The organism is Bifidobacterium asteroides (assembly GCF_009683175.1).
GTDB classification, from domain to species: domain Bacteria; phylum Actinomycetota; class Actinomycetes; order Actinomycetales; family Bifidobacteriaceae; genus Bombiscardovia; species Bombiscardovia asteroides_H.
In genome coordinates this window covers 1-25,094 of record NZ_WKKW01000008.1, presented here as the reverse complement: position 1 = coordinate 25,094, position 25,094 = coordinate 1, and the positions used below count along the sequence as shown (strand labels likewise).

At 61.2% G+C, this 25,094-nt stretch carries 11 protein-coding genes; 10 read left to right on the top strand and 1 reads right to left on the bottom strand.

The window, feature by feature from the left end; genetic code table 11:
- Nucleotides 1-246 precede the first annotated feature (246 nt).
- The 9 genes from GKC41_RS08510 (at nt 247) to GKC41_RS08475 (ending at nt 21,314) form a co-directional block, all read left to right on the top strand.
- Nucleotides 247-1,218 (top strand): ABC transporter ATP-binding protein, encoded by a 972-nt coding sequence (locus GKC41_RS08510; protein ID WP_195760235.1) that lies wholly within the window; start codon nt 247-249, stop codon nt 1,216-1,218.
- Nucleotides 1,219-1,223: 5 nt separating this feature from the next.
- On the top strand, nt 1,224-1,991 hold the full coding sequence (locus GKC41_RS08505; RefSeq protein WP_195760234.1) for an ABC transporter permease: 768 nt from the start codon (nt 1,224-1,226) through the stop codon (nt 1,989-1,991).
- 6 nt (nt 1,992-1,997) lie between these two features.
- Nucleotides 1,998-2,663, top strand: a complete 666-nt coding sequence (locus GKC41_RS08500; protein WP_154313826.1) for a TetR/AcrR family transcriptional regulator — start codon at nt 1,998-2,000, stop codon at nt 2,661-2,663.
- 277 nt (nt 2,664-2,940) lie between these two features.
- Nucleotides 2,941-3,126 (top strand): hypothetical protein, encoded by a 186-nt coding sequence (locus GKC41_RS08915; protein WP_198217760.1) that lies wholly within the window; start codon nt 2,941-2,943, stop codon nt 3,124-3,126.
- Nucleotides 3,127-3,178: 52 nt separating this feature from the next.
- Entirely contained in the window at nt 3,179-6,709 is a 3,531-nt protein-coding gene (locus GKC41_RS08495; protein WP_154313825.1) for an InlB B-repeat-containing protein, read from the top strand.
- Nucleotides 6,710-7,174: 465 nt separating this feature from the next.
- Entirely contained in the window at nt 7,175-10,852 is a 3,678-nt protein-coding gene (locus GKC41_RS08490; protein WP_324612119.1) for an InlB B-repeat-containing protein, read from the top strand.
- Between the two features lie 296 nt (nt 10,853-11,148).
- A complete protein-coding gene (locus GKC41_RS08485) occupies nt 11,149-14,793 on the top strand; it encodes an InlB B-repeat-containing protein (RefSeq protein ID WP_195760232.1) in 3,645 nt (1,214 codons plus the stop codon).
- Between the two features lie 377 nt (nt 14,794-15,170).
- On the top strand, nt 15,171-18,650 hold the full coding sequence (locus GKC41_RS08480) for an InlB B-repeat-containing protein (protein ID WP_229281745.1): 3,480 nt from the start codon (nt 15,171-15,173) through the stop codon (nt 18,648-18,650).
- A 240-nt stretch (nt 18,651-18,890) separates the two neighbouring features.
- Nucleotides 18,891-21,314 (top strand): beta-L-arabinofuranosidase domain-containing protein, encoded by a 2,424-nt coding sequence (locus GKC41_RS08475; RefSeq protein WP_154313821.1) that lies wholly within the window; start codon nt 18,891-18,893, stop codon nt 21,312-21,314.
- Between the two features lie 5 nt (nt 21,315-21,319).
- Here the strand turns inward: GKC41_RS08475 and GKC41_RS08470 are convergent, their stop codons facing one another.
- Nucleotides 21,320-22,348, bottom strand: coding sequence for a LacI family DNA-binding transcriptional regulator (locus tag GKC41_RS08470; protein WP_154313820.1), 1,029 nt, complete (start codon nt 22,346-22,348; stop codon nt 21,320-21,322).
- A 417-nt stretch (nt 22,349-22,765) separates the two neighbouring features.
- Between GKC41_RS08470 and GKC41_RS08465 the strand changes: the two genes are divergently transcribed.
- Nucleotides 22,766-25,094, top strand: a 2,329-nt coding sequence (locus tag GKC41_RS08465; protein WP_195760231.1) for an InlB B-repeat-containing protein, incomplete at its 3' end; no start/stop codon positions are given.

The window sequence follows — 25,094 nt, the reverse complement described above, 5'->3', positions numbered from 1 at the left end:
TACAGCCACAAGGCCAAACCCCCAACATAAACAACGCGTTTAGTTCCTATAGCCCCAACACTGCTAACGAAAATCATAGTACTTGCAAGTCAATGCAAGGCGTATATCCCCGCCAAGCCACATCAGAATATCCGAAAGCTGACGCAGACCACAATGCGGCCCATGAAAACCTTGGCGAGACCAGGTTGTTAACAATGTTATTATAGTTTACATCGTTAATCACTAATGATCGTCAGGAGGTACATCTTGCAACCCGTAAAAAACAATTCGGGGGAATACGCCCTGTCCTGTCGCCAGGTGCGCAAATCATTCGGAAGCAAGCAGGTGCTCAAGGGTGTGGATCTTGAAGTCAGGCGCGGAAACATCCTCGGCCTGCTGGGCAGGAACGGGGCAGGCAAGTCAACCCTGATCTCGGCCTTGACCGGGCTAGGCGAGCCGGACTCAGGCCACATCACAGTCGAGGGGCACAACCCTTACCGAACCCCTTCACGCATCTTCGGCCGGGTCATCGGACTTGCTCCCCAGGATCTGGGCATCTATCCCCACCTCAGCGTCCGGGACAACCTGCGCGGCATGGCCGGTCTGCAGGGACTGAACACCAAGCAATGCAGCAAAAGGGCCGACGAACTGATAGAGCTCATGGGATTGGGATTCCAGTCAGGAACAGCAGCCGAGAATCTATCGGGAGGACAAAAGCGCCGCCTCCACACTGCCATGGCCATGGTCCACAATCCCCCGGTGCTCTTCCTGGACGAGCCCACGGTCGGAGCGGATGTGGAGGCCCGCTCCAGAATACTGGACATGGTCAAGGCCATGAGCCGACAGGGCACCACCATCATCTACACCACCCACTACCTCAAAGAATTGGAAGAGATGGGCGCGGACCTGGCCTTCCTGATCGACGGGCGGATCCAGGTCCGGGGCTCCCTGCAGGAGGTACTCCATAAATATGCCCGGGCATCCCTGCGTATCTCCTTCGTCGGTCAGGCCCCAGGCCAGATCCCCGGATGGCAGATGAGTGAGGGCTTTCTGGAGCCCGACCACCCAGTGTCCAGTCCGGAACAGGAGCTGGCCCGCCTCCTGCAGAAGCCGGTCATGAAAGAGGCCCGTCTGTCGTCAGTCACCATCGTCCAGCCTGACATCGAGTCGGCCTACATGGCAGTCATGGGTGCATCCTCAAGCAATCCTGCCGGGTCACCAGCATGGGAAGACAGGTGAGCGCCATGCATTTCAACGGTTACCTGGCAGCCTTCCGACTCAATTTCAAAATCGAGCTGCGAAGCATCTGGCTGCAGGCGGTCATCGTGGCCATTCCCCTGATCATCATCCCCTTCATGCTGCCCTCCTACCGTGACTCCCTGCGGGCCCAAGGGCATCTGGGCGCGAACGGATCCGAGCAGGCGCTTCCGGGGTTCGCCATCCTTTTCTCCATGTTCTCACTGCAGCTGGTCCTTCAACTTTTCTTCCAGGAACACGAATGGCACACCTGGGACAGAATGCGGGTGTCGGCAGTATCCCTCTTCGACCTGGTCATGGCCAAACTGAGCGTGTCCTTCATGGTGCAGGTGGTCCAGGTCTCTCTAGTCATGCTGATCGGGACGGCGCTCTACCACTATCGGCCCAATGGATCAGTCCTGGCCCTGGCCGCGGTCTGCCTGCTCATTTCGATTGTGCTGACCCTCTTCGGCCTGCTGCTCTACATCTTCTCGTCCTCGCAAAACATGGCCATGTCCTTCAACAACATTCTTGGCATGCTCCTGGCTGGCATGGGCGGAGCCCTCAGTCCTGTCTCCGGATTCCCGGACTGGGCACAGAAGCTGGCCAAGGGCAGTCCCGTCTACTGGGCCATGGATGCCGTAGGAAAAATCAATTTCGACCATGCCGGAATGGCGGATGTATGGCCTGACCTGCGTATCCTGCTGGCCTTCCTGCTCGCCCTGGCTCTCCTGGCAACGATACTATTCAAGAGAGGAGTACAGCGGAAGGAGTGAGGAAGCATGGCTGACCCACCCAAGGCACCCGTCAAGACGACGCTCAACCGAGACTACATTCTGCGCTCTGCCCTATATTTCGTCGACGAGCACGGACTGGAGGCCCTGAACATCCGCGCCTTGGGCAAGCAAATGGGGGTGTCAGGACCAGCCATCTACCGCCATGTACCCAGCAAGGCCGCCCTGCTTGATGGAATCGTCGAGCTCATCTGGCAGTCAGCCACCGACCTGGACTCCATACCCCAGGACATGGGATGGCGGCAAGCGCTTGAAGATGTCATGCTTCAGGTTCACCGGACGCTGCTTTCGCATCCCCGGGCGCTCCCGCTCATGGCCACGCATCCCATCAACACCGACCAGTCCTTCCACATGGTCAGCACCTGGTTGAACCAGCTGACCGCCCATGGGCTCAAGGTCGATTCCGACACCATCCACCTGCTCAACAGCCTTGCCGGACTGACCCTGGGCAGTGCCATCGCCCAGGCCTCTCCCCCAGTCGGCGGTGCGGGTGGCCAAACCAATACGGATCTGGCCAAAAGACTGGCCGAGGATACCCAAGGATTCGATGACCTCAAGACACTCTTCGCTTCTACGGACGACGGAATCAGCGCCCTCATGGAGACCAGCTACCGCAAGGGCCTGCACGCCCTGATCGCCGGTTGGCCCGCCTGATCAGTGGCCAATGGATCGTTCCCTGCCACGTACCCATAACACGCACTCATAAACTTCATGTTCTACTCAGAATTACTTCCCCGACATTCCACCTGAGAGAACCTTATCGGCACGTAGTATAGTTGAAAGACGCAAGGCTTCCTGCTTGTACCCTCGCACAGAGGGATGGGGATATACGCTACGTCATGGAAGCCTCCAAGGGTATTTCAACCGGTAGGGGCCGATGGGTTAGCCTTTGGGGAAGGGGATTATGCTTAATAGGTGTCAGCATCAGCACATGTCGATCAGACCAGCCGCGGCCGTCAGTCTTCTGCTATCTTTCGTCCTGCCTCTAGGCCTCCTCGCCGGCACCAGCGCCGATGCCAGCACCACCGCCAGCGAGCCTGCTGTGGCCGGCGCGAGCGCGCCAGCCATAGCAGGAGGCACCGGGGGGGGGGGGTCGTCAGACCCCTCGCGTAGCTAAGCAAAATTCCGGCATTTCCCCCAGTAAGGCAACGCCGACAACCGTACCTTCGATGCCCCAGCCATCACTGGCCACACCATCGCCTTTACACACATCGTCGCCCCTGGAGCCAATTCAACCTACAGCATCCGCTGCGCCAAGCACGAACGTCGAAAATCCCCAGACCCGCTCAACCACCCAGTACACCATCAAGTTCACTGATACAGAGGGCGGGACCACCACACCTGATCAGACCGTCGATGAAGGCGCCCAAGCGCAGAGGCCTGCCGACCCAGCCCGACCAGACTATTCGTTTGATGGCTGGTTCATCAGCGGCACATTGACCGCATACGACTTCAGCCAGCCAGTCACCAGCGACGTGACACTGGAAGCCCGTTGGACCAAAAACGGTGATGTCTGGGACCTCTCACCCACCCAAGGCCCCACAGCTGGCAACACTCTTATCACCCTTACTGCACCTCCTGCCCGGACCATCCGCTTCAGCCAGTTCAGTGCAGGATACCAATACTCAGTGGCAGTGGGATCAGACGGCAGTATCTACCACTGGGGAGAAATGTATGGCTCCGACTACAACTGGCAGCCAAGCAGGGAAGACACCCCAGCCGGACTTCGTTTCATCCAGGTCAGTGCAGGTTACGATCACTCCCTGGCCCTTGATTCAGAAGGGAACCTGTACAGCTGGGGCAGCAGCAGTTATGGTCAGCTTGGGCGTGGCACCGGCACCACGCCAGCCAACACTCCGGGAAAGGTGGACGCCCCTGCAGGAGTTCGTTTCACCCAGGTCAGCGCAGGAAAGTACCACTCAGAAGCATTAGCCTCGGACGGCAGCATCTACAGCTGGGGATACAACAGCGACGGCGAACTGGGACGCGAGACCATCACCACGCCGAGCACCAGGCCAGGCAAAGTGGACGCCCCAACGGGAATCCGTTTCAGTCAGATCACCTCCGGATATGACTACTGCATGGCTTTCGACACTGATGGGAACTTATACAGCTGGGGAGGCAATGGTCATGGTCAGCTAGGCCGCGACACCAGCACCACGCCGGCCGACAGTCCGGGAAAAGTGGATCCTCCTGCTGCCGGAGTCCGCTACACGCAGGTAATTGCCAAAGGAATGCACTGCCTGGCCTTGGATTCGAATGGGGTGCTCTACAGCTGGGGATACAACAATTTCAGCCAGCTGGGACGAAACACCGGCAGCGCAAGGATCAACCCGCGAGGCAAGGTCAACGTGCCCACAAAGACACGCATAATCCAAATCAGTGCGGGAGACTGGAATGGCTTCGCCTTGGACGACCAAGGGATCCTATACACGTGGGGAAACAACAGCCATGCGCAACTGGCAAGGCCATATTGGAATACGACAGATCCCCAACCAACCAAAATCGACCCGCCAGCGAAGAACGTCAACTACACCCAGGTTATCGGAGGCGGCGATCATGCTGTGGCAATCGGCTCCGACGGCAACCTCTACAGCTGGGGACGCAACTCCAACGGCCAACTGGGACGAGACACCAAGAAACGGGATTCCTATCAGCCAGGTACGATTCCCCTGACCAACCATGCCGTGATCACCAGCATCGAATTCGGCGGGACACCGGGCACAGGGCTGGCCGCCAACGCGGACGGCACCTGGAGCGTCACCACTCCGCCGCACAGCAAGGGATGGGTGAATGTCACCATCTCCTGGAGCATGAACGGGCCGCAGCCGGACGCATACCTGTCCTACACATACACCGGGCCCAAATACAAGGTAGGATTCACATCCACGGACGCTGCCTGTCCGACGCCTTCAGGCATGCCGGCAGACCGGTCCGTCATAGAGGGCGGGCAGGTCAAGCGCCCTTATCCGGATCCAAAAGCAGACGGTTGTCTGTTTGATGGCTGGTTCCTCAAGGATGCCAAAGGCGGTTCCAATGTGGCTTATGACTTCAGCCATCCGGTCGCCGGAGACATCACGCTGATCGCCCACTGGAGCCCAGCCGACACCGGCGGGTGGTCGATCAACCCGGTCAGGGGCAGTTCCCTGGGCGGCCAGCAGGCGACCATCACGCCGCCCAAGATAAGCCGAGGCATCCGCTTCAGCCAGATCAGCGCCGGCGGCTACCAGGCCGGAAACTTCCGCGGATTCTCCGTGGGTGTGGCCAGCGACGGGAACGCCTACGCCTGGGGCAGCAACCAGCAGGGCCAGCTCGGCCAGGGCACCGCCAACAGCACCCCGCAGAAAACGCCGGTCAAGGTCCCCCTGCCCGACGGCGTGCCAGCCGGTTTCACCTACACGCAGGCCGTGGCAGGCGGCTACCACGTGTTGGCCGTCGGCAGCGACGACATCGTCTACAGCTGGGGGGCCAACGACCACGGGCAGCTGGGCGACGGCACCACCACAGACCATTCCAAGCCGCAACCCGTCAAAGGCGAGTATGGCCAGCCCTTCAAAGCCGTCCAGGTGAGCGCCGGCGCCTACGACTCAGCCGCTATCGACCAGCAGGGACGCGTCTACACCTGGGGCAGCGAAAACAACAACTACACCGCATACAGCAGGTCCAAACCGACACCGACACTGGCCAAGGACCCCAATGGCTCAAACCAGGGACTGCACGCGGCCCAGGTCAGCCTCGGATGGAGCTTCATCATGGCCATGGACACGGACGGCAGCCTCTACAGCTGGGGATACGACAACTACGGGCAGCTTGGCAACGGCGCGGCCACAGGAGAGTACAGCACCACATACACCGCAGAGCCGGCACCCGTGCCCGACCCCAGGAACACCAGCAGGACCTTCAAAGCCGCGCAGATCAGCGCAGGAGCCAACCACGCCCTGGCCATCAGCCAGGACGGCGCAGCCTGGGCATGGGGTTACAACGACCACGGACAGCTGGGCGACGGCACGAAAACCAGCAAGCCCTCCCCCAGGCGGGTGCCAAGCCCCACAGGCTCCAGCCAAGGATTGCAGGCCGCATGGATCAGCGCCGGCGTGCATCACTCCCTGGCCATCGACCAGAACGGCGCAGCCTGGGCATGGGGATGGAACACCGACGGCCAGCTCGGCGACGGCACCACCAGCGACCAGCCCACACCCACGCGAGTATCGACGCCCGCCGGCCAAGACAAGGCCGGCAGCGGGCTCGCAGCAGCGCGCGCCAGCGCAGGACGAAACCACTCCCTGGCCATTGGCCAGGACGGTAACGCCTACGCCTGGGGCGACAACGCATACGGCCAACTTGGCGACGGGGGCACGACTCAGAGCAGCACCCCGGCCCTAATCACCTTCAACCCGGAGCTGCTGATCACCGGCGTCAGCTTCGACCAGACAGTGATCGATGCCCTCCGGCAGAACGCTGACGGTTCCGTCACCCTGACCACCCCCGCCCATAATCCGGGCCTGGCTGACGTGATTGTGGATTGGACACTTGGCGGTACCAGCCAGACCCAGGCGCACCTGGCTTATACCTACGAAGGCATGCTGCCTCGCGCAGGCAGCAGCGGGACCATGATCCTGCTGGCCGCCGGAATACTTGCCGCCGCTGGTGCCATCGCAGCCGGACGCCACCAGCGGGAAGCACAAAGCCTGCAAGCCTGAAGACTTCACACGAGTAAGCAGCCGGACCATACCCCAAGGTGGCCCGGTCAGACAGGGTGGCCCCGCAGTCCCCAACACAGCGGAGCCACCTACCCCCCCCTTATCTCATTCCCCTGTCACATCAACCCCAGCAGCAAAAGGGAAACAACGCAATATAGACACCAACAAGGCAGCGGCTGACACCGGCAATCCCGCCAAATTCCAGTCCCGCAGTCAATGTGTGTAGAGCGTGGTAGCATGATGAGATAGAAGCCGGGACCGTTCCCGGCGTGCAGCTCGTTTTTCTTGGGATTTTTATTAACGGGCCGTTGATTTTGAGGAAGGGGATCGCACCCATCATGCGTCATCGTCGGAAAAAGCAGATTCGGTCATCCACTGTTGCTGGCCTTCTGCTCGCGATTATCCTGCCTACCAGCCTTCTGACTGGCCTTGCTGCCACTGCCGAGCCGGTCACGAACGATTCCAGTGCAGCCAGCGCGAGCGCGCAGACTGCTCTGGAAGGCACCGGGGGGGGGGGGTCGACCGACCGCTCGGGTAGATAAGCAAAACCCCGGCACTTCCTCCAGCACCATAATCTCGCAGAGCCCGTCAACAAAACCCGCGACACCTTCTTCACCTACAGCAACCCCAAACACCTCAGCAACACCATCAACGCCTTCCACTGCCCCAGACACATCGGAATCGCCGTCGGCTACTACCGCACCCCAGAATCCCACCAAGCCGACTCCCTCTTCCGACTCCTCCCCTGCTCCTACGGCCACCCCATCTGACAGTGATTCCAATAATGCTGACAAGGCAGATGAAAGCAACGGAAACTCGGTCCAGCCACGCTTGGCCACAACATACACAGTAACTTTTGACAGCACAATAGGTTCGTCAACACAAAAGTCAACGCTCAGCCGTGGAAGCAGGGTGGTACGTCCCCCAGACCCCTACTGCAAAGGCTATTCCTTTGTCGGCTGGTTCATTGGGGATGTCGCTTATGACTTTACCCAGCCCGTCACCGAAAACCTCACGCTGACAGCCCGCTGGGTCAAGGGTCTCAATTCCTGGAGTCTCAGCCCCAACCATGGTCCTGCCACCGGCAACACGACAGCAACCCTGACCCCGCCGGCCATAGGAGATATTCGCTTCAGCCAGTTCAGCGCAGGAAAAGACTTTTCACTAGCCCTTGACTCGCTCGGAGTGCTATACAGCTGGGGCAACAACAGCGAGGGGCAGTTGGGACGCACACCCACCGCCAGCGAACCTGCCGATCGGCCTGGACGAGTAGACGTTCCAGGTGGCACTCGCTTCATCCAGGTCAGCGCAGGAGACGAATTTGTTGTGGCCATCGATATCAGTAACCATCTATACAGCTGGGGAAGCAATGAAAAAGGCCAGTCAGGACTAGGTCTCGTCCACTCATCAAGTCCCGTGCCAAATCAGGTGGTCCCATCTACAAATTCCTCCAAAAGCTTTGTTCAAGTCAGCGCAGGACCAAACTATGCGCTGGCCACATGCTCGGACGGAACTGTGTACAGCTGGGGAGACAACAGCAGCGGCCAGCTGGGACGCGAAACCGGCGAACTCCATGGTGACTCGTCGATTTATGGGCACGCGTACCCGAACCCAATACCGCTTCCAAAAGGCGTAAAGTTCACCCAGGTGTCCGCGGGCGGCACGGCTTCCTTTGCACTCGCCTCTGATGGCAGCGTCTACAGCTGGGGAGACAACAGCAACAGCCAGCTGGGACGCACACCCACCGCCAGCGAACCGGCCAATCAGCCATACAAGATGGATACTGCGGACGGTTTGAGCTTCACCCAGGTCAGCGCAGGATACCGCCACACACTGGCTATTGATTCAGATGGCAATGCATACAACTGGGGGTATGGCAGCACCAGCCAGCCCAGCAAGGTAGCCCTGCCCGAAGGCATCAAAACAAGGCAGGTCGGCGCGGGATACGACTACTCTCTGGCGACCGGTTCCGACGGCAACATCTACAGCTGGGGAGACAACAGCAGCGGCCAGCTGGGACGAGATACAGGTGGTGAAACCACAAACCAGCCGGGCAAAGCGAACATGCCCGACGGCATCACCTATACTCAATTCAGTGCGGGGTACAGGCACATCCTGGCTATGTGCTCGGACGGCTACCTCTACGACTGGGGAGACGACAGCAGCGGCCAGCTGGGTGCCGGGAACACCAGCAGTGTGCCAGTTACCACACCAAACAAGGCCGACTTCCCACAAGCATTCAAATTCATCAGCGCCAAGCTGGATGGAACCCCGATTACCGACGTGACCAAGAACCAGAACGGCACCTTGAGTTTCCGCACCCCAGCGCACGAAAAGGGCCGGGTGGACTTAACAGTCGCATGGATCAGGAACGGCCATCAGCCCGATGCACACCTGCCCTACAAGTATGATGGTTCCACGTACACAGTCACTTTCGACAGCGCAGGCGGTACACCAACACCAGATGCCCAGCGGGTCATGGATGACGATCAGGCCGTCCGCCCCGACAAGGATCCGGCCAAGGACGGCTATCTGTTCGACGGCTGGTTCCTCAAAGACTCCAAGGGCGACTCCAATATAGCCTACGACTTCAATCAGCCCGTCACCGGCGACATCACCTTGGTCGCCCACTTCAGTCCCGTCTCGCACTGGAACATCGACAAGAAGGAAGGACCGCAAACCGGCGGCCAGAGCGTCAAACTCACCCCGCCGCAAGGCCCACGTGGAATCCGCTTCTCTTGGATCCAAGCGGGACAGGATTTTTCCCTGGCTCTCGGTTCAGACGGCAACCTTTACAGTTGGGGGACAAATTATAATTACCAACTTGGACACACCCCCTCAGATAAGCCTGTCGTGGTGGAAACTCCCGCCGGAGTCCGTTATACCCAGGCCGTTGCAGGACAAAAGTTCGCCTTGGCCCTTGGCTCAGACGGCTATGTATATACCTGGGGAAGCAACGATTGTGAACAGCTGGGACGCAACACCTTCGCCAACAATCGCAATCCCCCAGACAAAGTGGCACCGCCTGCGGGAATCCACTACACTCGAGTCTACGCGGGCGATAGCTTCGCCTTGGCATTAGGCTCCGATGGCAACCTCTACGCCTGGGGAGACGATAGGGATGGCGCACTAGGGCAAGGCAGGTCAGAATTAAAGAGCAGAGACCCTCTTAGAGTCGCTGCACCCGACGGCATCACATTCACCCAGGTTTTCACAGGTCCATTCAGCAAGCATGTCCTCGCCCTGGGCTCGGACGGCAACCTCTACAGCTGGGGATACAACAATTCGTTCCAACTGGGCCGCCAACGTAGTACGACAACTGACCTATATGACCCTCTGCCCTACAAAGTAAAGGCCCCAACCGGCGTCACATTTACACAAGCCAGCACGGGCCTGAACTTCTCGCTGGCTCTCGGCTCCGACAATAATCTCTACAGTTGGGGAGGCAACAACAAAGATCAGTTGGGAAACAAGGAACTGATTTCTTCGACCCCTTCCAGGGTCGTCATGCCTTCAGGCGTTCACTTCACCCGGTTTGTGGCGGGAAGTTACTTCGCCCTCGCCACAGGATCGGACGGCAACCTCTACAGTTGGGGATACAACGATTGCGGACAACTTGGACGCACCACCAGCGGCAAATCCGACTATCTGCCCACCAAAGTGGACGCTCCGGCCGGCATCACCCTCATCCAGCCTCAGGCAGGAGGCAATCACTCTTCAGCCATAGGATCGGACGGCAACACCTACAGCTGGGGAAAGAACGACCAAGGTATGCTGGGACGCGACGTCAGCGGTGACCATGATCCGCATCCAGGCAAGATCATTTTCCCTGGAGTCGGCATTCCCAAACTCGTTCAGTTCGGCAATACGAGCGGAATTTATCCGACAGCCAACAATGACGGCACTTGGAATGTGACTACGCCGCCTTACACACCAGGGCCGGTTACGGTAACCATCGACTGGACACTGAACGGGGTTACGCAACTCCCTGACACCAGCAACACCTACCTGTACACCTCCATCAGCGTCCTGCCTCGGGCCGGCGGCACCGGCATATTCCTGCCCCTCACCGTTGGTCTGCTCATCATCACAGCAACCATGGCAGCGCGACGCCTGAGAAAGGCCGGAAGCCTGAATCAGTAGACTTCGCACGAGTAAGCAGGCCCGGATTACGTCTATCCCCAAATTATGACGATCCTGGCCCTACAGGGTGGCCCCGCAATCCCCCAACACAGCGGAGCCACCCTTCTTATTCACCCTGGTGTTGCTCCATTCTTGCCCGTCCGCGCATGATAGACTGCAAGTTAGCTGTCGGGATGGTCCCCGGCACATGTCTCGTGAAGCGACTTGGGGATTTTCATCATCGAGCCACCTGTTTGGGAAAGGGGTTCGCAGCTATCATGCACCATAGGGATGCTTCTGCCCGGCCATGCATTGCCGTGAGCCTTCTGCTTGCCATCATCCTGATCGCAGGTCTGATCATGGGCAGCCTCGCCACAGCCGACACTGACACCAACACCAACATCGACACCGACACAAGCCAGCCAACGCTGCAGACCACGCCGACGACACCCCAGTCCCCATTGACACCAACACCCTCGCCACTGAACACCACACCCGAACACGATCAAACACCTGACAGCCGCCCCCAGGCACGCTCGACAAGGCACACCGTCACCTTCGACAGCGCCGACGGCAGCAGCATCGACCCTCAAAACGTCGATGACGGCGCACAGGCCAGCCGGCCCGCCAAGGACCCGACCAGGGACGGCTACCTGTTCGACGGCTGGTTCACCGGCAATCTTGCCTACGACTTCACTCAACCCGTCACTGCAGACCTCACTCTGACCGCCCACTGGACCAAGGGAACCAGTGCCTGGAGCCTCTCCCCCACCTCCGGGCCAGCCGCCGGAGGCGACAAGATCACCTTGGTCCCACCCGCCAAACCCGGCATTCGATTCAGCCACATCAGCCCGGGTCTATGGCATACCTTGGCCACGGGCTCGGACGGCAACCTCTACAGCTGGGGAGACAACAAAGCAGGTCTGGGACGCAGCACCACCATCATGCCAGCTGACGGACCGGGCCTGGTCACCCCGCCAGCCGGCGTCCACTTCACCCAGACCAGCGCAGGAATGACCCTTTCCCTGGCAATCGGCTCGGACGGCAACCTCTACAGCTGGGGACAAAACGACAACGGGCAGCTAGGACGCAGCACCACCATCACGCCAGCTGACAGACCGGGCCTGGTCACCCCGCCAGCCGGCGTCCACTTCACCCAGGTCAGCGCCGGATACTCGCAATCCTTGGCCATCGGCTCGGACGGGAACCTCTACAGCTGGGGAGATAACAGCCTAGGCCAGTTGGGACGCGACACAGGATCAGCGACCTACGACGCCACGCCAGGCAGAGTGTCAATGCCGACAGGCATCACCTGCACCAAGATCAGCGGGGGAACCTTCTATTCCCTGGCTCTGGGCTCGGACGGCAACATTTACAGCTGGGGAAACAACACCCAGGGCGAACTCGGACGCAACACCAACAGCGAACAGCCAGGAACCCTGCCGAACAAAGTGATCCTGCCGAAAGGCGTTACGAAATACACCGCGATTGCCGCACAGGGATGGTGTTCTCTGGCCATGGGCTCGGACGGCAACCTCTACAGCTGGGGTTACAACAGCAACGGCCAGATGGGACGAGAGACCGACACACCCACACAAAACATCGATCCAGGCAAAGTGACGCTGCCCACAGGCGTCACGAGATTCACCCAGTTCAGCACAGGAAACCAACACACCTTGGCCGTAGGCTCGGACGGCAACCTCTACAGCTGGGGAAGCAACAAATTCGGCCAGCTGGGACGCGACGCCAGCAGCTTGAGAAATGTCACACCAGGCAAAGTGTCCCTGCCGGCAGGCATCAGCTGCACCCAGATCAACGCAGGAAATACCTCTTCCCTGGCCGTAGGCTCGGACGGCAACCTCTACAGCTGGGGAGACAACAGCCGAGGCCAGTTGGGACGCAGGACCAATGGTAGTTCTGACGCCCACCCCGGCACAGTCACATTCCCCGAGGATCCCAGGCCAGTCAGCGTCAGCTTCGGCGGGACGCCCGGCACCAACCTCATCGCCGAGTCGAACGGCACCTGGAGCGTCACCACGCCCCAGCATGCAGCAGGCAAGGCCGATGTCACCATCATCTGGAGCATGAACGGCCAGCAGCCCGACAACCACCTGACCTACCAGTACATGAACGCTTACAATCTCGTTTTCTCTTCCGACAGTGACTCACCTCCAGCGCCCTCGGGCATGCCCGGACCCCAGTCCGTCACCGAAGGCAGGCAGGCCACACGTCCGACCGCAGACCCGACCAGAGACGGCTTCCTGTTCGACGGCTGGTTCCTTAAGGACGCCAACGGCAATTCCAATGTGGCTTATGACTTCAGCCAGCCCGTCACCAGCAACATCACCCTGGTCGCCCATTGGAGCCCTGTAGACATCGGCAGCTGGGCAATCAGCCCGAATAATGGCGATGCCCAGGGCGGCCAGCAAGTGACCATCACCCCGCCCAAAACCAGCCGGGGCATCCGCTTCAACCAGATAAGCGCCAGCGATAATTTTACCGGCTTTTCCGTAGGGGTGGCCAGCGATGGGAATGCCTACGCCTGGGGCGACAACGAGTACGGGCAACTGGGTCAGGATCCGAGTACGACAGCCACACAGAATGCGCCGACCAAGGTCCCCATGCCTGACGGCGTACCCATCGGGTTCACCTACACGCAAGTGGCCGTAGGCGGAAGCCACGTGCTGGCCATTGGCTCCGACCAGACCATCTACAGCTGGGGCCAAAATCAATATGGCCAGCTTGGCGACGGCAGCACGCAAGACCGCTCCAAGCCACAACCCGTCAAGGGTCCGGATGGCCAACCCTTCAAGGCCACTCAGGTGACCGCGGGCTTCACCGACTCTGCAGCCATCGACCTGAATGGGCGCGTCTACGTCTGGGGCAGCGAAACCAACGGCCAGAACACCTATAGCGCGTCCAAACTGACGCCGACACTGGCCAAGGATCCCAACGGCTCCGACAAGGGACTGAAGGCGGTCCAGGTAAGCGCAAGATACGGCTTTCTCATGGCCCTGGACACCAACGGCAACGTATACACCTGGGGATACAACAACCACGGACAGCTCGGCAACGGCCAAAGCACAGGAAAATACAGCACCGCATATGTTGCCGACCCAGCTCCCGTGCCCGATCCCAAGAACGCCAGCAAGACCTTCAAGGCCAGGATGATCAGCAGCGGTGAAGTCCACGCACTGGCCATCGGTCAGGACGGCACAGCCTGGGCATGGGGAATGAACGCGGATGGCCAGATCGGCGATGGCACGCTGACCGACCGGTCCACACCCACGCAGGTGAAAAACCCTGCTGATCCCAGCCAGGGATTCAAGGCCGCCCAAATTATCGCCGGAGCCACATCTTCGCTGGCCGTCGACCAGAGCGGCACAGCCTGGGGATGGGGAGAAAACACCTTTGATCAGTTGGGCAGCAACCAGGGCACCTCCGAGCTGCTCGTCCCCTCACAAGTGTCACCCCCCGCAGGCCAGGGCAACGCAGGCGAGGGGTTCGCGGTCGCGCGGATCAGCGCAGGATCGGCTTGTTCCCTGGCCATCGGTCAGGACGGCAAGAGCTACAGCTGGGGATACAACTACCGTGGGCAACTAGGCACCGGCAGCAACAGCGCAACGAAGATCATTACGCCGACGCTGGTGGCGCTATATCCGCCGCCGCTGATTACCGGCGTCAGGTTCGACCAGACGGCAGCCAACAGTCTGCGGCAGAACGCGGACGGGTCAGTCACCCTGGCCACACCAGCCCACAATCCGGGACCGTCTGATGTGATCGTGGACTGGTCCCTGGGCACCGCCAACCAGACCCCGACCCACCTCAGCTATACCTTCAAAGGCATCCTGCCCCTCACAGGCGAGACGGGAGTACTCCTCCTGCTCGCATCAGGCCTGCTTGCCGCCGCCGGCGCCCTAGCAGCCAGACGCCACAGGCACGAATTCACTTCGCTTGAGTAAGCGGCTGGACCGCACCCCAAGAACGGCCCGGCCATGATGGGTGGCTCCGCACTCCCCCCTGAAATCAGGGAGCCACCCATTTCCTTTTTTATCTCTGCGCCTAGAGGAAAATATCAGCTTCTTAACTTGACATAATATTTTTTACTCGTTTTATCCGAGTGTTGCTCCCCTTAAGACCCGAACCTCCATGCTAGCGTTCTTTCTAGCTACCGGGAACGTGCCCGGCAAGCAGCCGATGAAAAAACTTGGGGTTTTCATCATCGGACCGCCTTACCTTGGGAAAGGGGTTTGTAGCGATCATGCGCCATCCGGACGTGTCTTCCCGGTCAGCCATTGTTGTAGACCTTTTGAAGGTTATCGTCATTCTTCCAGCCAGCATGATCGTCGGCGGCCTCACTGCGGCCGACGCCATCGCGAAACCGATCGGCCCTGCCCAGCCGACCAGACTGGAAGAAACTACAGCAGACCGGCAAACAGACGCATCCGTCGGTACGGCAGCAAGCCGTGCTCAGGCAGGTTCAACTTCGTATCGGGTCGTCTTCGACAGCGCAGACGGCAGCGGCATCGACTCCCAGAACGTCGAGGACGGCGCTTTGGCCAGCCGTCCCGCGCAAGACCCGACCAGGGATGGCTACCTGTTCGATGGCTGGTTCGCCAAAGACGCCAACGGCGACTCCAAGGTGGCCTACGACTTCACCCAGCCCGTCACCACAGACCTCACCCTGACCGCCCACTGGACCAAGGGCACAAGCGCCTGGAGCCTCTCCCCCGCCTCCGGGAAAACCAGAGGATACGCCAAAATCACCCTGACCCCGCCCACCAAACCAGACATACGCTTCAGCCACATCATCCCGGCAAAAGAAGAAGGTTCCCAGGCCATCGCCTCGGACGGCAACCTGTACCGGTGGGGAGACAACAACTACAAATTGGAGACTCCTGAAGACGAAAAGCGCACGCCAAGCCTGGTCAACCCGCCGGCCGGCGTCCACTTCACCCAGGTCAGCACAGGCTACTCCCATTTCCTGGCCATCGGTTCAGACGGCAATCTCTACAGCTGGGGGCACAATGCCGACGGAGAACTGGGACGCGAAACTGTCAGCACAACACCAAAAGACAACCCCCAGATAGACAATCAGCCGAAGCTGGTCACTCCACCGGCCGGCGTCCACTTCACCCAAGCATGTGCAGGCAAATGGCATTCCCTTGCACTGGGATCGGACGGCAACCTCTACAGCTGGGGACAAAACAAGTACGGCGAACTTGGACGTGACACGGGTTCTGCCATATACGACGTCAAGCCAGGCAAGGTGAACTTGCCGAAGGGCATCACAAAAATCATTCAAATCAGCGCAGGAACCTTCTACTCCATGGCTCTTGACTCGGACGGTGACCTTTACAGCTGGGGCGACAACACTTATGACGAGCTGGGACGCTACGCCGGCGGATATCCCTTCCGTGACCGTTCACCGCGCAAGATGATCATGCCAGCAGGCGTCAAGAAATTCACTTGGATCAAGGCTGGAGAGTGGACATCCCTGGCCACCAGCTCAGACGGCAGTCTCTACAGCTGGGGATGGAACGAATATGGCCAGCTAGGACGCAACACCGCCCCGGCGAGGCAAGACCGCACGCCGCGCAAAGTGACCATGCCGGCAGGCGTCATGAAATTCACCCAGGTCAGCACAGAACACAGACATTCCCTGGCTTTGGGTTCGGATGGCAACCTCTACAGCTGGGGACTAAACGATTGCGAACAGCTGGGCCGCGACACCGGGTCAGCCAAATACGACGTCAAGCCGGGCAAAGTGCCTACACCAGCAGGTGCCGCACAATTCACCGAGGTCAGCGCCGGCTATTCCCACTCCCTAGCCATTGGCTCCGACGGTAACCTGTACAGCTGGGGCCAAAACAAGTATGGCGAATTGGGACGCCCCACCAGCGGCAAGTACGACAGCCGCCCCGGCATGGTCGCCTTCCCCGAGGATCCCAAGCCCGTTAATGTGAGTTTCGGCGGGACGCCCGGCACCAACCTCGACGCCAACCCGGACGGCACCTGGAGCGTCACCACGCCCCCACATGACCATGGCAGAGTTGATGTAGTCATCACCTGGAAGATGAACGGTGAGCGTCCAGACGCGCGTCTGTCCTACAGATACCTGGGCAATTACCTTATCGTTTTCGACCCCGACGGCGGCACTGGGTTCGGTTTCCAACTCGTGACCGAGGGAAACCGACTGAAACCCCCCGCCAAGGATCCAACCAAGAATAAACACCTGTTCGACGGCTGGTTCATCGGCAACACAGCCTATGACTTCAGCAGGCCGGTCACCGATAAGGCGACTCTGACCGCCCACTGGAGCAGTGCCGACAGCAACAGGTGGATGCTCGACAAGGACAACGGGCCTGAGACCGGTGGCCAAACCGTCACCCTGACCCCGCCACCGGAACGCGGCATCCGGCTCAGCCAAGCCGATGCAGGAGACCTCCATTCCGCAGCCGTGGGCTCCGACGGCAGCCTCTACACCTGGGGTGACAACGACAGCCATGGGCAGCTGGGCCGCGACACCGCCGGCAAGCAGGACAGCCACCCGAGCAAGGCGGATACCCCTGCAGGCGTCAACTTCATCCATGTCAGCGCGGGCTACGGATTTTCCGTGGCCCTGGGCTCCGACGGCAGCCTCTACAGCTGGGGAGACAACGCCCACGGCGAGCTCGGGCGCACAGTCACCAGCGGCACCCCAGCCAACAGGCCCAACAAGGTTGAGACCCCGGCAGGCATCACCTTCGTCCAGGCGAGCGCAGGAGGATCTCATGCCGTGGCTCTGGGCTCGGACGGCAACATCTACACTTGGGGCGACAACGGCGCCGGCCGGCTGGGACGTACCGTCACCAGCAGCTCCCCCGCTAACAAACCCGACAAGGCCGACACCCCGGCAGATGTTACTTTCACCAGTGTCAGTGCAGGCCAGGGCCACACGGTGGCCGTGGACACACAAGGCGAGATATACACCTGGGGAGACAACACCCACGGCGAGCTCGGGCGCAACACCACCAGCACTCCGGCAGACAAGCCCGGCAGAGCCGACACCCCGGCAGGCGTCACCTTCACCCAGGCCAGCGCAGGCGGAAGCCACTCAGTGGCCGTAAGCGACGATGGCAGCCTCTACACCTGGGGCAATGCCGCCAACGGACGCCTGGGCCGCGACGCCAACAGCACCCCCGCAGACAAGCCCGGCAAGGTCGACACCCCGGCAGGCGTCACCTTCACCCAGGCCAGCGCAGGAGGCAAGCATTCCATCGCCTTGGGTTCCGACGGCAGCCTGTACACCTGGGGCGACAGCGGCAAAACCTCGGCAGGCAGGCCCAACAAGGTGGATACCCCGGCAGGAATCACCTTCACCCAGGCCAGCGCAGGTGCATCATACTGCCTGGCCCTGGGATCTGACGGCAACCTCTACAGCTGGGGGGACAACGCCAAGGGCCAGCTGGGCCGCGACACCGGCGACACCCGGTCCGCCAGTCCAGCCAAGGACAACTTCCCCGAACTAGGCATCCCCACGCATGTCCTGTTCGACAATATTGAAGCCTCCGACCTGACCAGGAACACCGACGGCACCTGGACGGTTGCCACGCCGGCGCATATGCCCGGCATGGCAACCGTCACCATCGACTGGAAGCTGAACGGAGCAGACCAAACCCCCGACACCAGCAACACGTATCAGTTCAATTCCATCAGCGTGTTGCCCAGGGCCGGCGGAGGCGGCCTGGTCCCCCTGCTGATCGCCGGGCTGCTCGCCTTCGCATGTGCCGCAGCAGCCAGGCGCCACCGGCTGGAAACCCTCAGCCGACAACAATAAAGACTTCCCTCGTGTAAGCAGGTCCGGGTTATCACTATCCCCAAACACAGGCCCGGACCACACGGGTGGCCTCAACTCCCCCAACGCAACGGGGCCACCCATATTCTTCCGCCAGACGGCTTTGGCATCGCATGGCGGCATTGCCGGAATGGACAATATATGTAGCGCTACAATTATCATCAGCAATGCCGCCGACTCCGCCATCGCAGGCCTGTCCGAACGGCACCGCAAGGAGGAGCCATGACCGGCGCGCGCCATCAATCCCAGTCCATGCAGAACCATCCCGGGTCGGACGCCCACTTCAACCCGTCGCAGGTCCGTCTGACCCCCGGCAGCCTCTACGCCGATGCACAGCAGGCCGGCGCGGACTACCTGCTGAGTCTGGATCCCGATCGCCTTCTGGCCCCCTACCGGCGCGAGGCAGGCCTAACCGCCACAGCGGAACCATACCCCAACTGGGAATCCATGGGTCTGGATGGCCACATCGGCGGCCACTACTTGTCCGGACTTGCGGCCTACTGGCAGACTCTGCAAACCTGGCCCTTCCTGGAGCGCGCCACCCGCATGCTGACCGGCCTGCTCGAGTGCCAGGAGGCCTCGGGCGACGGCTTCCTGGGCGGCATGCCTCACAGCACCGAGCTCTTCCGGAACCTGCGGGAGGGTCACGTGCAGGCCCAGTCCTTCGATCTTCTGGGCTCCTGGGTGCCCCTCTACAACCTGCACAAACTCTTCGCCGGCCTGTTGGACTGCTGGCAGTCCTTCCAAACCAAGAGCGCCTCCGACATGGCCCGCGTCATGGTCCTGCGCCTGGCCGACTGGTGGTGCGACCTGGCAGACAGGATCGACGAACAGGAGTTCCAGACCATGCTGACCTGCGAGTACGGGGGTCTGAACGAGGCCTTCGCCCGCCTTTATCAGCTGACCGGAGAGGACCGCTATCTTCGCCAGGCCCGCCGCCTGACCGACCGTCCCTTCTTCGAGCCGCTGGCCGCCGGCAAGGACCAGCTGACCGGCCTGCACGCCAATACGCAGATACCCAAGGTCCTGGGCTACGAGCGTCTGGCCGAAATCACCGGGGACAAGGCCTTCCGCACAGCCGTGGACACCTTCTGGCATGGTGTGGCGGACAAGCGCACGGTCTCCATCGGGGCCCACTCCATCTCCGAGCATTTCAATCCGCCGGACGACTTCTCGGCCATGGTCACCTCCCGCGAGGGCCTGGAGACCTGCAACAGCTACAACATGGCCAAGCTGGCCCTGCGCCTCTACGACCGCACCGGGCAGGCCCGCTACCTGGACTTCTACGAGCGGGTCCTGGTCAACCACCTGGTCTCCACGGTGGGCATCCGCGAGCACGGCTTCGTCTACTTCACCCCCATGCGACCCCGGCACTACAGGGTCTATTCCAGCGCCCAGCGCTCCTTCTGGTGCTGTGTGGGCACCGGCCTGGAAAACCACGCCCGCTACGGCGCCATGATCTTCGAGCGCCGCCCCGGAGAGGATCCCGGTCAGAAATCCGAGTCCCTGGCGGTCAACCTCTTCATCCCCGCCAGCCTGGATTGGACCCAGCGCGGGCTGCGGGTCAACCTGGCCTACGCTCCCGGCCCTGGAACCACCAATCTGGGCCGTCTGGATCTGGAGGCCGACGGGGAAAGCCAGCAGACTCTGGACCTCTACATACGCCATCCCTGGTGGGTGGAGGATGCAGACTACCGGATTGCGCAAGGCCAGGCGAACTTGACCGTCGAGCCAGCGAAGTCCGATTCGGATGGTCGCCCACGCTTCGACCACCTGCATCTGACCTGGACTGGCCGAGTGAGACTGGAGCTGCGCCACCAAGTCAGGGTAACTGCCGAGCCCCTGCCGGACGGTTCGGACTGGGTCAGCCTGCTGCGCGGCATCAAGGTCATGGCCGCCCGCAGCGACGATGCCGACCTGATAGGCCTGAAGGCTGACGACTCCCGTGCCGGACACATCGCCTCTGGCCCCCTGCGTCCGTTGGGCGACCTGCCCGTACTCCAGGGAGAACCCCAGGACTTCCTGCTGCCCCATCCCCAGGACGACGGCGCCATAGAGGTGGCCGTCTCCAGACCGAAGATCGGAAAACCAGGGTGGACCGATTCACGCCTGCTGATGGTCCCCTTCACCTCCATCGAGGCCTCCCGATACTCGGTCTACCTGCCCTGGGCGCAGGATGGCGATAAGGACCGTGTTCACCGGGCCCTGGAAGAGGTCGATGCCCAGGAGCAGGCCCACGAGATGCAGGTCTGCGACCGGGTGGACTGCGGGTCCCAGCAGTCCGAAATCGACCACGAGTATCAGGGCAGGAATGACCGGCAGGAGCTGATTGAGGGAATCAACACCCGTCACGCCCTGGCCGGAGGCTGCTTCTCGTACCGGCTGCGGGATGCCACCGGCGGTGCGAAAATGCTGGAGGTGGCCATGCGGGACCAGGGCAGCACTGCGCCCTACTCCCTGCAGGCGGAAGGCCTGGAACTGGGCCAGCCCGTAAGAAGCCGCGAAAACGGCAGAATACTGGACCGTTACCCCCTGACCGGTCATGGATTGGACGCCCTGCCCGACCGGGCCGTCAGGGTGCAGATTCAGGCCGGAGCCGAAGGTCCCACCCCTGACCTGCTGACTCTGGCACTGATTCGCGGTTGAAGGGCTCAGGACCGGGCTGTGCTGCCAGCCACCACCAGTGAGAAGGGCAGGACCACCTGCTCGGGCTGATGTCTGCCGGGCGGATCCTTCATCCGAGCCATGAGCAGTCGCAGGCACTCGGCTGCCACCCGGTCCGTGTCTACGCGAATGGTCGTTAGGGCGGGTGTGAGGAAGCGGGACACTTCCAGCCCGTCGAAACCGATCAGGGCCACCTGCCCGGGCACCCGAACCCCATGCTCCCCCAGCGCGTGCAGGGCCCCGATGGCCACCACATCCGTCAGGGCGAAGATCCCGTCAAAATCCCTGCGGCGAGACAGCAGGGCGGCCATGGCCTGGTCGGCGTTGCCCTGGTCCCACTCACAGTCGACCACATCTTCGGGCCCTATGCGGATTCCGTGGCCTTGTGCTGCCTGCATGGCCCCCAAGAGCCGCTGTTCACGCCCCAGGCTGGACCGGGCCAGCTCGTCCGGGGCTTTGTAGGCGGCGCCAAGAACCAGAATCCGCCGGCAACCATTGTCTATCAGATGCCCAACTGCCGCCTGGGCACCCTGGCGGTTAGGACTGCGCACGGTGTCTACTGATCGGTCCAGTCGAGGCCCGTCGAAAACCACCAGGGGATAGCGTCGATTGAGCGCGGCAATGGAATCAGCGGATAGGGCCGGCGCGGACAGGATGGTCCCCTCGCAGAATTGGGTGGCGATGTCTGCCACCATGGATGACTCGTAGCTGGCCATCTGTCGGGTCTGCTGAATCAGGGTCTGATACCCCATGCTGAAAGCTTGATCCGATACCGCCGCCGCCAGGGCAGCAGAGAAGGGCGAACGGTCCAGCTCCACCGTGGAGAAGCCGATGATTCCGGATCTGCCCGAGCTGAGCCGCCGGGCCGCCAAATTGGGCCGATACCCCAGGCGTTGCGCCGCTTCCAGCACACGACGCGCCGTGGAGGGTTTGACCGAGGATTTGCCCCGTAGGGCGTTGGACGCCGTCATCCGCGACACCCCGGCCTGGCCAGCTACATCATCCAGAGTCGTCACTTTTAGCCGTCGCTTCCCTCGCGCCTGATCCGTCAGCCCATTCTATCGCCGGGCAGACAAGGAACTTGAAGCTGAAATACGGGTTGCAATACGATGTTTGCTTGCTTCGTCTTCAGTGAGGCGGTAAACAGGGGCGCTGTGTTGGCACGAAGCCCGAAGCTGGCTTGACCTATACGGATCCGATATCACAAACAGCGTCGTGTGTTCTTGTTTTTTCAGGTAGCATGATGAGTGTAGTGGTGTTGGGGAGTTGGCTGGGTTTCGATATGGCTTGTACGCCGGCGTGGGGGCTGGCTTGAGCAGTGGAGAGCTGGACGGCATCCTGACGGATAGGACGTTGTAAGCAGGGATTCATCGGCACGTTTCTGGTGATGTTCGAGGTGACTGTGTCCGGTGCGGGCGAAAGGTTGTCGGCTTATGCATCTGGGTACCCGTCTGCGTCGCGCCTCGGCGACGACGATCCTCCTGCTGGGCCTGCTGGCAGGCCTGGCAACGGCATCCGCCAACGCGGACGCTCCCCCATTCATCGAGTGGGGTCGTCAGACCCCCCACACAGCTGAACAAACCCCCGGCATCCCCCCCGGCAGCACAACCAGCACCCCACTGCCCTCACCCTCGCCAATACAAGCCACCACATCATTAAGTCCAACAGCAAGCCCAAACACACCGTCATCGACGACGGGAATACCCGACAACACAGGATTCACTTCAACCAAGCCGTCCGATACCGCTGATCGAACTTCGCATGTGGTGAACTTCGACCCGGCCGACGGCAACACGCCTACCCAATCAACTGTGAAAACCGGCACCCTCGCCACTCCCCCGCAGCAGAACCCGCAACGTCCCGGCTTCCGGTTCGACGGGTGGACACGTGACGGCCAGCCCTACGACTTCCAGACCCCCATCCTCCAGGACACCACCCTGAAAGCACACTGGTCGAAAACCACGGACTGGACGCTGAGCCCGGAGCACGGGCCCGCCACCGGCACTAGGCTAACCATCAAGCCGCCCAGCCTGCAGGAGCCTTACTATGTCAACGTCCATACCGCAGGAGAGCAGGTTATCGGCCTGACAGGCAACGGCCGCATCCACACCTGGACGCAGGACCACACACCCAAACAGGTTCCTTTCCCCGCCCAGGCTCACGAAGGGTTCCACTACCAGCAGGCCACAGCCGGCAGCCACCTGCAGGCAGCACTCGGATCCGACCAGCACATATACACCTGGAACAACCAGCAGCCCGCGCCTACGCTCTTCGACACCGGACAGGATGTCGGGTTCACCAGCATCAGCATGAACGGAGACCTGCTGCTGGCCGTGGACCGGCAGGGCCGAATCCACAGCCACCAGGCCGGCCAAGATCCGAAATCCACTGAGCGGGCCACGTTCAGCCTGCCCGGGCAGGCGCAGGCCGTCACCGCCGTCGCCTCCGGCATCCAGGCCCTCATCGTGGACGCGGACGGACAAGCCTGGACCTTGGAGACGATCAACACCGGGAAAGCCAAACCAGAACGCATCAAGCAGGACCCGGGCATGCGCATCGTCCAAGTCCAAGCCCTCAACCAGGGATTCCTCCTGCTGGACACAGACGGTCATACCCATCACCTGGCCGACAGCACAACCAGCATCACAGCTTTCAGCCTGCCAAAAAGCATGAAAGCCAGCCGGATCACCACCAACGACAGCCAGGCCCTCATCGTGGACAAGGACGGCCATATCTGGGCCTGGAAGCCCGGCGAAACACCCACCAGTGCGAATAAAGAGAACCAACGCTACATGCAAGCGGTTCGCATCGGCAGCAGGATCACCGCCTGGGACAGGCAGGGCGGCATCTACAGGTGGAGCCTGGACGGGCAGGGCCAGCCCGGCCAGCCAGTAAGAATCAGCACCATCATAGAATCCACCTTGGAATCAGCCAGCATGGACAGCCAGCCGCTTAAACTCACCAGGAACAACGGCTCATGGCAGGCGGACTTGCCCGCACGCAAGCCGGGGCCAGCCGCCATTCTCATCACAGGTAGTCAAGACGGCCAGCCCTTCACCAAGAGCCTGAAGTACACGGTCGACCAGCCGCTGATACGAGGCGCGGAACCAAGATCCACGCTCACGGTCCGATTCAACACGGGCGGAGGAAAACCCGAACCAGCAGACCAGCATTTCCCCACCATCAACGGCAGGGTGAAGCGGCCCTCCCCCGACCCTACGCGCCAAGGCTTCCTGTTCGATGGGTGGTTCACCGGCGAGGTCGCCTACGACTTCAGCAAGCCCGTCACTAAGAATCTGACCCTGACCGCCAAGTGGACGCCGGCAAGCCGGAACAGCACGTGGAGCATCAGCCCGGACAAGGGCAGCCAGCTGGGCAGGGAATCCACCACCATCACCCCGCCAGACAGCGCCAGCCGGGGCATCAGGTTCAGCCAAGTCAGCGGATCAAAAAACAATATCTATGCTTTTTCCTTGGCTGTGGGCAGCGACGGCAACGCCTACGCCTGGGGAAACAACAGCAATGGGCAGCTCGGCGACGGGACGGACACCAGGCAGACTACGCCGGTCATGGTGAACAAGCCTGACCGCAACACGTACCCGGACCTGCCAGAGGATTTCACCTACGTACAAATCAGCGCCGGAGGCTATCATTCCCTGGCCCTGGGCAGCGACGGCAACGCCTACGCCTGGGGAAACAACAGCAATGGCCGGCTCGGCGACGGGACGACCACCGAACGGCATACGCCTGTCAGGGTGAACA